12 protein-coding genes and 1 pseudogene are annotated in these 13,023 nt (G+C 67.2%); 9 read left to right on the forward strand and 4 right to left on the reverse strand.

Annotation, left to right across the window (positions count from 1 at the left end):
• Positions 1-74: 74 nt before the first annotated feature.
• The 8 genes and pseudogenes from Q1W26_RS11550 (at position 75) to Q1W26_RS11585 (ending at position 8,781) form a co-directional block, all read left to right on the forward strand.
• Positions 75-794, forward strand: coding sequence for a cytochrome b/b6 domain-containing protein (locus tag Q1W26_RS11550; protein ID WP_300440048.1), 720 nt, complete (start codon positions 75-77; stop codon positions 792-794).
• Between the two features lie 46 nt (positions 795-840).
• Positions 841-2,937: a carboxy terminal-processing peptidase gene (locus Q1W26_RS11555; protein ID WP_300440051.1), complete on the forward strand. Its 2,097-nt coding sequence runs from the start codon at positions 841-843 to the stop codon at positions 2,935-2,937.
• A gap of 495 nt (positions 2,938-3,432) precedes the next feature.
• A complete protein-coding gene (locus Q1W26_RS11560) occupies positions 3,433-3,678 on the forward strand; it encodes a hypothetical protein (protein WP_300440054.1) in 246 nt (81 codons plus the stop codon).
• Between the two features lie 41 nt (positions 3,679-3,719).
• Entirely contained in the window at positions 3,720-3,893 is a 174-nt protein-coding gene (locus Q1W26_RS11565; RefSeq protein WP_300440056.1) for a hypothetical protein, read from the forward strand.
• A gap of 29 nt (positions 3,894-3,922) precedes the next feature.
• Positions 3,923-4,378, forward strand: a complete 456-nt coding sequence (locus tag Q1W26_RS11570) for a rhodanese-like domain-containing protein (protein WP_300440059.1) — start codon at positions 3,923-3,925, stop codon at positions 4,376-4,378.
• A gap of 124 nt (positions 4,379-4,502) precedes the next feature.
• Positions 4,503-4,628: pseudogene (locus Q1W26_RS11575) on the forward strand (ISAs1 family transposase); the annotation flags it as partial.
• A 331-nt stretch (positions 4,629-4,959) separates the two neighbouring features.
• The gene (locus tag Q1W26_RS11580; RefSeq protein WP_300440062.1) at positions 4,960-5,772 is read left to right on the forward strand and encodes an ABC transporter substrate-binding protein; all 813 of its coding nucleotides are present in this window, start codon (positions 4,960-4,962) and stop codon (positions 5,770-5,772) included.
• A gap of 12 nt (positions 5,773-5,784) precedes the next feature.
• Positions 5,785-8,781, forward strand: a complete 2,997-nt coding sequence (locus tag Q1W26_RS11585) for an EAL domain-containing protein (protein WP_300440065.1) — start codon at positions 5,785-5,787, stop codon at positions 8,779-8,781.
• Positions 8,782-8,920: 139 nt separating this feature from the next.
• Here Q1W26_RS11585 and Q1W26_RS11590 read toward each other — a convergent pair whose 3' ends face one another.
• The gene (locus Q1W26_RS11590) at positions 8,921-10,399 is read right to left on the reverse strand and encodes a PLP-dependent aminotransferase family protein (protein WP_300440068.1); all 1,479 of its coding nucleotides are present in this window, start codon (positions 10,397-10,399) and stop codon (positions 8,921-8,923) included.
• Between the two features lie 85 nt (positions 10,400-10,484).
• Between Q1W26_RS11590 and Q1W26_RS11595 the strand changes: the two genes are divergently transcribed.
• Positions 10,485-11,132: a pyridoxamine 5'-phosphate oxidase family protein gene (locus tag Q1W26_RS11595; protein WP_300440070.1), complete on the forward strand. Its 648-nt coding sequence runs from the start codon at positions 10,485-10,487 to the stop codon at positions 11,130-11,132.
• Here the strand turns inward: Q1W26_RS11595 and Q1W26_RS11600 are convergent.
• From Q1W26_RS11600 to Q1W26_RS11610, 3 genes are all read right to left on the reverse strand, one after another.
• Positions 11,116-11,556, reverse strand: a complete 441-nt coding sequence (locus tag Q1W26_RS11600; RefSeq protein WP_300440073.1) for a hypothetical protein — start codon at positions 11,554-11,556, stop codon at positions 11,116-11,118. The two genes, Q1W26_RS11595 and Q1W26_RS11600, sit on opposite strands and share 17 nt — an antisense overlap.
• A 440-nt stretch (positions 11,557-11,996) precedes the next feature.
• Complete coding sequence (locus tag Q1W26_RS11605) at positions 11,997-12,464, reverse strand: cytochrome c (protein ID WP_300440076.1); 468 nt, start codon at positions 12,462-12,464, stop codon at positions 11,997-11,999.
• 19 nt (positions 12,465-12,483) lie between these two features.
• Positions 12,484-13,023, reverse strand: a 540-nt coding sequence (locus Q1W26_RS11610; protein WP_300440079.1) for a dienelactone hydrolase family protein, incomplete at its 5' end; no start/stop codon positions are given.

Below are 13,023 nucleotides of genomic sequence, written 5' to 3' on the forward strand. Positions count from 1 at the left end.
GTCCGACTCGACACTCTGAGCCCGCGCTGTCGGACTGAAGTCCGACCCACAAAAAACCATACCAAGGAGCCAACATGCATCGCCAACGCGTCTGGGATCTTCCCATCCGTCTCTTCCACTGGTCGCTGGTTGCCAGCGTCGTGTTTGCCTACGTTTCCGGAAAAGTCGGCGGCAACCTCATCGACTGGCACGGCCGCGCCGGCTTTCTGATCATCGGGCTGGTCATCTTCCGCATCGTGTGGGGCTTCGTCGGCACGCCAACGGCCCGCTTTGCCAGCTTCGTGCGCGGCCCCGGCGCCATCCGCGCCTATCTGCGCGGCGAATGGCGCGGCATTGGCCACAACCCCATCGGCGCCCTGTCGGTGCTCGGCCTGCTGGCGCTGGTCGGCGTGCAGGCCGCCACCGGCCTGTTCACCAACGACGACATCGCCTACCAGGGCCCTCTTGCCGATATCGTCGGCAAGGATCTGTCGGACAATTTCCACGGCTGGCACGCCTGGCTGCAAAACGGCCTCCTGGCGCTGGTCGTGCTGCACGTGGGCGCGATTGCCTTTTACCTGCGGGTCAAGAAGGAAAACCTGGTCAAGCCCATGATCACCGGCTGGAAGCAGGTCACCCCGCCGCTCACCCAGGCCTATGCACAGCCGCCGCGTACGCACCGGGGCGGCGGCGTGCCCGCCTTCATCGTCGCCGTGCTGATCGCCGCGGGCGCCACCTACGCCGCGGCCGGCGGCCTGCTCCCTGCGCCTCCCCCGGCCGCCAGCCAGCCCGCCGCTGCCGCACCGGGCTGGTAAGCTCATTTCCCCCATCGGACAGCCCTTTCCCCAGGAGCCTCACCCCATGAATAAGCGCCTGATCGGAGCCCTGCTGGCGATCGCCTTCGGCACCGCAAGCCACGCCGCCGACACGCCCCCGCGCCTCAGCCCGACCCCCGAGCACGCGCAGGCCGCCTACCTCGGCTCCATGTTCCTGAGCCGCTACCACTACGCGGTCCAGCCCCTGGACGACGCGCTGTCCGCAAAGATTTTCGAGCGTTACCTCAAAAACCTCGACCCGGAGCACCTGTACTTCACCCAGGCCGACATCGACAGCTTTGCCGACGCCCGCACCCGTCTCGACGACGCCATCCTGCAGGGCGAGCTGGGCGCGCCCTTCGCCATCTTCCAGCGCTTCGAGCAGCGTGCCGCCCAGCGCATGGGCTACGCCCGCGAGCTGCTCGGCCGGGATTTCGATTTCTCGCTCGCCGAAAACTATCCCCTCGACCGCAGCAAGGCCCCGTGGCCGCGGGACGACGCCGAAGCCCAGGATCTCTGGCGCAAGCGTGTCAAGAACGACTGGTTGCGGCTGCGGCTGGCCGGCAAGACCCCCGAAGCCATCCGCGAAACGCTGGGCAAGCGCTACGACAACGCCCTCGCCCGCAGCCTGAAGGTGCGCAGCGACGATGTCTTCCAGACCTTCATGAACGCCTACGCCGGCAGCATCGAGCCCCACACCAGCTACCTCGGGCGCGGCAGCGCCGACAGTTTCGACATCGCCATGCGCCTGTCGCTGGTGGGCATTGGCGCCGTGCTGCAGGAGCGCGACGAATACATCACCATCCGCGAACTCACCCCCGGCGGCCCGGCCGCCCGCTCCGGCAAGCTGGCCCCGGGCGACCGCATCGTCGGGGTTGCCCAGGCCGAGAGCGATCCGGTCACCGACGTGGTTGGCGCGCGGGTGGACGAAGTGGTCAAGCTGGTCCGCGGCACCAAGGACACCCCGGTCGTCCTCAACGTGCTGCCCGCCGACGCGGGCCCCGATGGCCGCCAGACGCGGGTCACGCTGGTGCGGGACACCATCCGGCTCGAAGAGCAGGCCGCACGGAAATCCGTGATCCCGATCGGCACCGGTACGAGCACCCGCAGGATAGGCGTGATCACCCTGCCCACCTTCTATGAAGACTTCGAGGGCCGCCGCCAGGGCGACAAGAATTACCGCAGCGCCAGCCGCGACGTGGCCCGCCTCGTCGCGGAACTGAAGACCGAGCGGGTCGATGGCCTCATCCTCGATCTGCGCAACAACGGCGGTGGCTCCCTGCGTGAAGCCGTGGACCTGACCGGCCTGTTCATCGACACCGGGCCGGTCGTCCAGCAGCGCCGGGCCGACGGCAAGATCGAAGTGGAGAGCGACCAGAACGCCGGCGCCGCCTGGAACGGCCCGATGGCCGTGATGATCAACCGCTCCTCGGCCTCGGCCTCGGAGATTCTCGCCGCCGCGCTGCAGGATTACGGCCGCGCGCTGATCATCGGCGAGCCCAGCTTCGGCAAGGGCACCGTGCAATCCCTCATCAACCTCGATCAGGTGGCCAAGAACGACACGCCGAAGTTTGGCGAGCTGAAAATGACCGTCGCCCAGTTCTTCCGGGTGAACGGCGGCACCACCCAGCTCAAGGGCGTCACGCCCGACATCCGCTTTCCGTCCGCCTTCGAGAGTGACGAGTTTGGCGAAACCGCCTTCGACAACGCCCTGCCGTGGCGCCAGATCGACGCCGCCGCCTACCGCCCGGCCGACGAGATCCGCGCCATCCTGCCCGCGCTGCAGCAGCGCCACACCAGCCGAACCGCCGGCGACAAGGGTTTCGCCCACCTGCGCGAAGACGTGGCCGAAATCCTCAAACTCAAGGACCAGCGCAGCCTGTCGCTGCAGGAAGCCGAACGCAAGCGTGAAAAGGACGCCCGCGAAACCCGTCTGAAAGCCCGCGCCGTAGAAGCCGGAGCTGCCGGGCCAGGCGACGACGGCCTGCAATCGGGCGAACGCAGCCTGAGCGCCGAACTCGCCTCGGAAAAAGCCGCCAAGGCCCGCAAGGACATCCTGCTCGAAGAAACCGCCCGCATCGTGGGCGACGAAATCGAGCTGATCGACAGCCGCAGCCGCAGCGAAACCGCGGCCCGGCCATAAGATTCAGTCGCCCACGGACTCTGATCCGCGGCTTGCCCGTGATGCAACGCGGGGATGGGCGACTGAAACCCGCCCCGCCCCCGATCCACTGTTGATATTCGTGAAACACCGTTGCCCGGCTGTGTGCTGGGCAACAGCGCACGGCCCCCACGCTGCCACTCGCAGCCCCCCGGCGGCCCGGACGCATTGCACAGCCCATTGTTTCAAAAGCATTAATTCACCATCAGCGCCTGACAATCAGCGCATCCCCCGGCACCGCCCGGGCTGGCCCCGGAATTGCTAAGTTCAATTGCGCCCGTCATGTGCGCGTGATCGATTTTGAATCCACGCCGCCCGGAATGCCGTCTCCCCGGACAGCCGGCTTTATCAGGAGCCCCTGCATGCACACCACACCCCAAGCCCCCACCCTGCGGGCGCTCGCCTTGCTTCTCATGCTGCTGGACCCGGTGACGGTGTGCACTTCGCCGCGCCCCTGAGCCCCGGCCTGCCCGACCGATGCCCAGCGAGCGCGGCCCGTCAGCCGGTGGCGTCGATCGACGCCTGATCGCCCTGGCGCTGGCCTGCCTCATGGGCGCCGCCACCCTCGCTGCCGCATCAAGCCTGGGTGGCCGCTTCCTGGAGTGGTCCGGCGAGCTGGCGCTGGACATCCGGCAACTCGCCGTACCGCTGCTCGTCCTCGCCGCCGGCGCAATTGCGGCGCGGGTCGTCGTCGTGAAACGCAAACGCCGGCACAAACCCTGAACCACGCCCCCACGGCCGCCAGCCCCCCGAACGGAGCCCCCATGAAAACCATCACGTCACACCCCGGTGCAGCCCCCCTGCTGTCGGCCTGCTGGCACACCCTCCTGTCCCTGCTGCTCCCCGACAAACCCCGCCGCGGCCGCCGGCGCGGGGCCGCCCGCGTGCTCAACACCTCTCCACGCCCGGCCCACCACGGCGCCGTGGCCCGCCACTGAACCACAACCACAACGCCATGAAAGACATGATGAAAAGCAAGATCCTGCTCGCCACCCTCCTGGCCCTCGGCGCGTCCTTCGCCACCGCCCAGCAAGCCGCCCCGGCCACCCAGGGCGCCTACGTTGCGCCGCCGTGGACCTATAAAACCAAGCAACTCAACCGCGCCGAGATCGACGCCCTGCTGGCCAAGCCCGGCCAGGTGCTGGTGCTCGACGTGCGCCGTCCGGACGAACTGATCACCAAGGGCAGCTTCCCGGTGTTCCTCAACATCCAGACCGCCGACGTGGAAAAGTACGCCGACTACATTCCGAAGGATCGCAGCATCATCACCGTCTCCAACCGCGCCCACCGGGCCGGCGACGTGGGCGACAAACTCACCGCCAAGGGCTTCAAGATAGCCGGCGCCGCCGGCTCGCTGGATTACGAAGACCAGGGCGGCAAGATCGCCCGCATCACCCCGCCGCCCCCGCGCAAGCCGGGCTGAGCCCACCCGGCCGGCAACCCGGAAACCCCGGCGGATACACGCCGGGGGTTCCGGGGCGCCAGCATCCGCAGTCCTCATTGGCGCGTATGACTTCGAGGACATCAGCCAGTGGGCGTGCATGCGCCTCTTGCGCACCCTGGACGTGGCCGGCTGCATCGTCACCATCGATGCGATGGGCGCCCAGACCGCCATCGTCGGCGACAGACCTGAGCGGAGCGCCGACTGCGTGCTGGGCGTGAAGGACAATCACGCAAATCTGCCACTGAAGACTTCGAAACGTCTCCTTCTCCTGCCGGGGCGTTCTTGTCGTCAGGGGGAGCGCGGCCCGGATACCCTGATGCAAGCGCTGCGCGCGCGTCAGGGAGCACATCTGCTGCACCGCGACAGAGGCGTCACGGATGACTGCAAATTCCGGGGTGCCGCCCTCCCCTTGCAGGACAAACTTTTTTACAATGCGCTCCGGCTGCCTATTATGGGTCAGCACAGTCTCCGCCCCTATCCGGCCTTGCCCCTGCGAGTCCAAACACCTGCTCCGGCGGCCCACGCCGCCACGGTCGAGCTACTTTGCCGAGAGAGCGGAAATGAAGCGATTTTTTCTGACGGGCTTGTTCGCCCTGTTCCTGGGTCAGACGGCCTTCGCCCAATCGGGGCTCCTCGAGAGAATCCAGGCTGCCGGTGAGCTGAGGGTGTGCATCTGGCCCGACTACTACGGCATCTCCTACCGCAACCCCAAAACCCAGCAACTCGCCGGCATCGACATCGACATGGCAAATGCCCTGGCGGCCGACCTGGGGGTGTCCCTGAAATTCGTGAACAGCTCCTTTGCGACGCTGGTAGACGATGTCACCGCCAAGCGCTGCGACATTGCCATGTTCGCCATCGGCATCACGCCCGCGCGCGCCGAGAAGCTGCGCTTCACCGCGCCGCATCTGGTGAGCGACATCTACGCCATCACCACCAAGAGCAACCGGCGGATCCGGCAGTGGGACGATATCGACAAGCCCGGCGTGGTGGTGGCGGTGGCCAAGGGCACCCTCCACGAGCCCATCATGCGCGACAAGCTGCGCCAGGCCACGCTGCTGGTCACGGACACCACCCAGGGGCGGGAGCAGGAGGTGGAGTCCGGGCGCGCCGATGTTTTCATGACCGACTTTCCCTTCAGCCGGCGCATGCTCGAAACCACCGACTGGGCCCGCCTCGTGGCGCCTTCGGCCGTCTATCACCTGACGCCCTACGCCTACGCCATGGTCAAGGGGGATGAGCGCTGGCACGCGCGCGTCGAGCGCTTCATGGCCAAGGCCCGCCGCAACGGTCAGCTGATGGCGGCCATCCGGCGTCACAAGCTCGACCCCATTGCCGTGCCGGCCACGCCTGCCGGATCCGCTTCGGAATAGGCCCCGCAGCTCATGTCACCGCACACCCGCCGGGGCCGACGCGCCCTGTTCATCGCGATTGTCCTGCTGGCCAGCCTCGGCGCCTTCGCGGCAACCTCTTATGTCGTCTGGCGCCTGCGCGTCGAGAACATCGATCGCCAGCTCGAAGCGGCCGCGCTGAGCGCACGATCCTTCGAAGATCATCTCACCCAGAGCTTCAGCGCCATCGAACGCAGCCTCGTCCATGCCGCAGAGGGCGACAAGCGAGCCGCCAGCCTGACCCATTTTCTGCGCCACGCTCCCTACCTGCGGTCCATCGCCGTGCTGGGCAGGGATGGACGCATTGTGGTCAGTACGGACCGACGCAACCTTGGCGCACGCCCACCACTTGCAGAGTTCCTGCCCCGGACAACCGGCCCGCTGGAGGACTTGCGGGCAGGCCCCTTCAGGAATGGCCGCGATTTCCATGACTCAGGCTCCCCGCAAGCGGGCAGCGGCTACATACCGGTGTCCATCGACGTTCGCCAGGGCGACGCGCACTGGGACACGGTGGTGGCCTCGGTCAATCCGGACTACTTCCTCAATTTCTATGGCAACCACATCGCCCCGGAAGATGGCACGGTGGAGCTGCTGCGCTACGACGGTCGTCTGTTGCTGAGCACCGATGAGCAGGCCATCCCCGGCGGGCCTGACGGCAATGGGGACCTGCTCGCCCGGCTGGCCGACGCCGAGGCCGGACGCATGCAGGAGACCCTTCCCGATGGCCGCACCGTGCTGACCGCCTATCGGGCGTCCCGGGCCTATCCCTTCGTGCTCGTCGTGCGCATGGACCAGGAACGCTTGCTGGCCGGCTGGCGGCTCGAGGCGATCCATACGGTGAGCATCGTTGCCGCCGCCTTTCTGTCGACCCTGGCGCTGGCCATCCTGTACTTCGTGCGTTTCGAGCGCCTGGCCCGGGACCAGGAGCGGGACCATGCACGCCAGCGCATCGCCGCCATCGCCTTCGAATCCCAGGAGGGGATGGTGGTGACCGATGCCCAGGCCCGCATCCTGCAGGTCAACAAGGCCTTCACCCAGATCACCGGCTACTCCGCCGACGAGGCTGTAGGCCTGAACATGAACATCCTGAAGTCGGGCGTGCATGATGCCGGCTTCTACAGCGGCATCCGGACGAGCCTGGCACAAGCCGGCACCTGGGCCGGGGAGATCATCAACCGTCACAAGGACGGTACGCTCCACCCGCATTTTCTGACCATCACCGCCGTTCGCAACGACGAGGGCGAGGTCACCCACTTCGTGGGTGCCCAGACCGACATCACCGAGCGCAAGCGCGCCGAGATCGACCTGCGCATCGCCGCCGCGGCCTTCCAGTCCCGGGAGGGCATGTGCGTCACCGACGCCTCCGGGGTGATCCTGCAGGTCAACCTGGCCTTCACCAAGGTGACCGGATACACCGCCGAGGAAGCCGTCGGGCAAACCCCGCGGCTGCTCCGCTCCGGCCGCCACGACAAGGCCTTCTACGAGGACATGTGGGGCACCATCAACGCCACCGGCTCCTGGGAAGGCGAGATCTGGAATCGGCGCAAGTGCGGCGAGTTGTTTCCGGAATGGCTGACCATCACCGCGGTGCGGGACGATGCCGGCAGCGTGACCCACTATGTCGCCACGCTGACCGACATCACCCAGCGCAAGGAAGCCGAATACGAAATCCGCAACCTGGCCTTCTACGATCCGCTGACCCGCCTGCCCAACCGCCGCCTGCTGCTCGAACGCCTCAAGCACGCCCTGTCGGCAATCACCCGCAGCGAACACGGCGGCGCGCTGCTCTTCATCGACCTGGACAACTTCAAGACCCTCAACGACACCTACGGTCACGACATGGGCGACCTGCTCCTGCAGCAGGTGGCCGAACGGCTCGCCAGCTGCGTACGCCAGACCGACACCGTGGCCCGCCTGGGGGGCGACGAATTCGTGGTGCTGCTGGAAGACCTCAGCGGAACCCCGCAGGATGCCGCCCTGCAGGCCAAGACCGTCGGCGAAAAAATCCTTCTCACCCTCAACCAGCCCTACCCGCTGGCCGGCCACGATTACCACAGCACTCCGAGCATCGGCATCACCCTCTTCTCAGGCCCCCATAACCTCAGCGACGAGCTGATGAAACGGGCCGATCTGGCGCTTTATGACGCCAAGGCCGCCGGACGCAACACCCTGCGTTTCTTCGATCCGGCCCTGCAGGCCGCCGTCACGGCCCGAGCGTCGCTGGAGACCGATCTGCGCAAAGGGCTGCAACAGGGCCAGTTCGTGCTCCACTACCAGCCCCAGATCGATGACTCGGGCACCATTTCCGGTACCGAAGCACTGGTTCGCTGGCAGCACCCGAGCCTGGGCCTGGTGGCCCCGGCGGCCTTCATTCCCCTCGCCGAGGAAACCGGCCTGATTCTCCCTCTCGGCCTGTGGGTGCTCGAAACCGCCTGCCGGCAGCTCGCCGCCTGGGCCGCCGTGCCTGGCCGCGCCCATCTGAGCATCTCGGTGAATGTCAGCGTGCGCCAGTTCCGCCAGCCCGACTTCGTGGCCCAGGTACTGGCGGCTCTCGAACGTACCGGCGCCGCGCCCAGCCGGCTGCAACTGGAACTCACCGAAAGCCTGCTGCTGGACGACGTGGAAGAGGTCATCGCCAAGATGGAGACCTTGCGTGCCCGGGGCGTCAGCTTTGCCCTCGACGACTTCGGCACCGGCTACTCATCCCTGTCCTACCTCCGGCGCCTGCCCCTGGATCAGCTCAAGATCGACAAATCCTTCGTGACCGACATCGTCGGCAACACCAACGATGCCGTCATCTCCAGGACCATCGTGGCCCTGGCCCGCAGCCTGGGACTGGCAGTGATCGCCGAAGGAGTCGAGACCACCGAACAGAGGCAGTTCTTGGCCCTGCAGGGCTGCCGCTCCTACCAGGGCTTCCTGCTCAGCGCCCCTCTTGCCCTGGCCGAGCTGGAAAGCTTGCTCGACCACCAGCCGACCGACGCCGCTTAGAGCTTGTCCGCGAACAAGAAGCCGAGGTCTGGGAGGTGATTCGCCCCCATACCGACACCGGACCATTTACCGACAAGCTCTTGTTACCCCGGCCCTTTCATTCACTTGCCACCGTTCGGGCCGAGCGGGTAGCCGGTATTCAATGGCCGGGTTGATGGCCGGTTTTTTCCAGGCTCTCGCTGGCCAGCCCCAGGCGGTCGACCAGTTCCGGGATGCGGGCCGACTCGGCCATGCCGTAGCCGAGCACCAGCCCGTTGCCCCCGGTGGCATCCGCGTAGTAGAGGCTCAGGGGCCGGGCCGTGACGCCCAGCTCCCGGGCGGCGCTCACCAACGCCCTGTCCGGCAGGTGGGCGGGCAGCTGCAGCACCAGATGCAGCCCGGCCTGCCCACCGAGAATCTCGCAGCGTTCGCCGAAACGGGCCGCAAGCGCCTCACGCAGCACCGCCTGCCGCTCGCGGTACACCGGCCCCATGCGCCGCAGGTGGCGGGTCAACTGCCCGCTCTCCAGGAGCCGGGCGAGGGCCCGCTGCTCGACGGCCTGCCCGCCCCGGTAAAGCTTGCGGATCCCCTCGCCCAGTTCGGCGGCCGCCCAGCGCGGCACCACCATGTAGGCGATGCGCAGCCCCGGGTAGAGCAACTTGCTGAAGGTGCCGACGTAGATCACCGGCGCGTCCGGGCGCAGGCCCTGGATGGCCGGCAGCGGGCGGGCCCCGGGCTGGGCGTGGTTGTAATCGCTGTCGTAGTCATCCTCGATCAGCCAGCCGCCGCCGGCCTGCACACCCGCCAGCAGGGCCAGGCGCCGCTCCAGGCTCAACACGCTGCCCAGGGGGTACTGGTGCGAGGGCGTGACATACACCAGGCGGGGCGGCGCCGCCTGCCACAGGCCGGGCGCAGGCGCCATGCCGTCCCGGTCCACCTCCACCGGAACCGGCTTGAGCCCGGCGGCCAGCATGGCATTGCGGGCCGCCGGGTAGCAGGGGTTCTCCAGCCACACCGTGTCGCCGTTGTCTGCCAGCAGCCGGGCGCAGGCATCCAGGGCCACCTGCCCTCCCGCCACGATGAAGACCTGCTCCGGCGTGCATGCCACCCCGCGGCGTGCCGACAGAAAGGCCGCCACGGCCTGCCGCAGCTCGGGCTCGCCCCCCGGTTCGGCATAGGCCAGCTGGCGGGCCGTCACCTCGTTCCAGGCCCGGTGCAGAAAGCGCGCCCAGGTGCCCCAGGGAAATGCGTTCAGATCCGGCACACCGGGGGCAAAGGGCAGCAGGGATTCACTGCGCGTGATGGCCGGCAACTGGCGCGCCCGGCGCGACAGCATGTCTGCCCCGGCAGGCCCGTGTTGCGGGCTGAGGCCGGCCGTACCCAGGGGCAATATCGCCACCCGGGTGCCGCCCCGGTCTGCCTCGACGAAGCCTTCGGCAAGCAGGAGCTGGTAGGCAAACAGCACGCAGTTGCGCGCCATGCCCCAATCGGCGGCCAGTTGGCGGGTGCCGGGCAGGCGCGTTCCGGGCGCCAGGCGCCCGTCGAGGATGGCCGCCTTGAGCAACTTGTACAGGCGCAACTGGCGCGCTTCACTGGCAGCGGGGTCATCAAGGGCAGCGAGAACGAGGGCGAGGGGCATCTGGCTCCATGAGCGACGAGTCGGGTGGCCCCATGAATGGTGCCACGGCCTCGCTATGCTGGCACCTCTTATCCAGGAGCCCCCCATGTCGAAGCCGTCCGCCAGCCCCCGCACCGAAGTCCGCCGCAAACCCCAGCGGGCCCACCACGACACCGCCACCATCCACGCCATCATCGATCAGGCGCTGGTGTGCCAGATCGCCTTCAACCAGGGCGGCAGCGTGCACTGCCTGCCCACCGCGTGCTGGCGCGAGGGCGAGTACCTCTACATCCACGGCGCCAACAATTCGCGTCTGACCCAGACCCTGCTGGAGGAGGAGTGTGCCGTGTCCATCACCCACCTGGACGGGCTGGTGCTGGCCCGCTCGGCCTTCCATCACTCCATGAACTACCGTTCGGTGGTGATCTACGGCCGTTTTACAGCGGAGGACGATCCGGACGCCAAGGCGGCCGCGTTCAAGGCATTTGTCGAGCACGTCAGCCCGGGCCGTTCGTCCCTGGTGAGGCCGCCGTCCCGGGCCGAGCTGGCGGGCACGCGGCTGCTGCGCCTGGCCCTGGATGAAGCGGTCGCCAAGATCCGCAACTGGGGCGTGGAAGATTCGGAAGAGGACATGGCCATTCCGGTCTGGGCGGGCGTACAACCCCTGGCCCTGACCGCCAGCCCCCTGCAGCCTGAGCCTGGCTGCGGGGAGCGGATGCCACCGGCTCCGCCGGCCTTCATCGGTCGCGCTTGAACTCCGCGCCGTGCAGCTGGCGCCACGTCGTGAAGGACGCGATGCCGGGCGCGAGCCACAGCGAAAGCCACAGCCCCGCCAGCACGGCCAGCGCCAGCGCATTGGGCGCCGAACGCGTAATCGCATAGATGACGGCCAGGGCGATCGCCGTGATGCCGAGCGCCGAAACCGCGTAGATGATCGCCAGCTGGCGCACGAAGAGGCGCACGAAGGGCCACAGCGGAACCGCAAGCAGGCGCATCTTGCCCCGGCGAAACGCGACGAAGCAGATTGCCGCACAGAGGGCGATGGATGCCGTAGCCAGCTGGAGCCAGAACTCGGTTGTCCATGCAGCCCTGCCACGAATGAAGAGCACCAGAATGACGGAACACGCGAGCATGCTCAGTGCGAAGACGACGCGAAGGGTGTGAGTGGGTGCTTTCATTCAAGGATTCCGGGAGTCAGGTGAGAGATATACCCCACCCTGCCCAATTCCTTCCTTGATGGAGGTGAAGCCGGTCATTGAGAGCCTGACAAGAGGCAGAGCCGGGCCTGTGGGGGCGAATTCAGTCGCCCGCGGAGGCTGATCAACGGCTTGCCTGTGACTCGACGCGCGGATGGGCGACTGAAGTCGCCCCCACAGGCCCGTAGGTCGGGCTAGCGCAGCGTAACCCGACGCCCCCCATCCGATATCAACGTGCCGTCGCTCCCGGCGGCACCGTCTTCTTCAGCCCATGACGGACCGCTGCCATCCTGCATTGGCTTCGGACGAGGTTATCGATGTTCAGTTCGATGTCGGGTTACGCTGCGCTAACCCGACCTTGCCAGGGGAAACAGGCGCCAGCCTGCTCCCCTGCTCCCCTGCTCCCCTGCTGTCCGCAGTCCTCAGTCCTTCTTGCGGAAGTCATCGTGGCAGCTCTTGCACGTCTGGCCGAGCTTGCCGAACTGCACTTTCACCGCAGCGGCGTCGCCGGTGGCGGCCACTTTGGCGAGTTCGTTGGATTCGGCGATGAACTTCTTGGCGGCTTCGCCGGCCTTGGCGGTGTCGGTGAACAGTTCCGGCTTGACGGTGGTTTCACGCCAGCCCTTGCCGGTTTCGGTGCCGGCCGGGTAGAGCGCGCCGAGGCCGGAGTTGGCGATGGCGGCAATGGCGTTGGCGGCGCGGATCACTTCGTCCTTGTTGTAGGTGCCTTCCACGTTGTTCTTGATGCGGCCGTTGTTCCAGGCCAGCACCTGGTACACCGACTGGCGCCACTTGATGACCTGCTCGGGCTTCGGTGCCTGCTGGGCGATGCTGGCCGAGGCGGCGGTAAAGAGGAGGACGGCGAGCAAGGGTTTGACGAGTTTTTTCATGGGTTTTCCTTGGTGGATTTCAGGTTTTCAGGTGGGTGTTGAAGAAGGCCACGGTGCGCTGCCAGGCCAGCCGGGCCGCGCCGGCATCAAAGCGCGGCGTGGTGTTGTTGTTGAAGCCGTGCTGGGTGCCGGGATACACAAAGGCTTGGTGCCTAACGCCGGCGGCCTTCAGCGCGGCTTCGTACCTGGGCCAACCGGCGTTGATGCGTTCGTCGTTCTCGGCGTAATGGATCAGCAGCGGCGCCTTGATCCTGGCCACCTCTTCGACAGGCGGCGGGTTGCCGTAAAAGGGCACGGCCGCCGCCAGATCGGGGATGCGGGTAGCCAGGAAATTCGAAATACCGCCGCCGTAGCAGAAGCCGGTAACGCCGACCTTACCGTTGCCCTGGGGCAGCGCCTTGAGGATGGCCGCGGCGGCCACGAAATCCTCACGGGTCTTGTTCTGGTCGAGCTTGGTGAACAGTTCGCGGGCCTTGTCCTCGTCGCCGGGGTAGCCGCCAAGGGGAAACAGCGCGTCCGGCGCAAAGGCGATGAATCCGTCCAGGGCCAGGCGACGGGT

Origin of the sequence: Zoogloea sp. (assembly GCF_030157465.1) — a bacterium.
Classification (GTDB): domain Bacteria; phylum Pseudomonadota; class Gammaproteobacteria; order Burkholderiales; family Rhodocyclaceae; genus Zoogloea.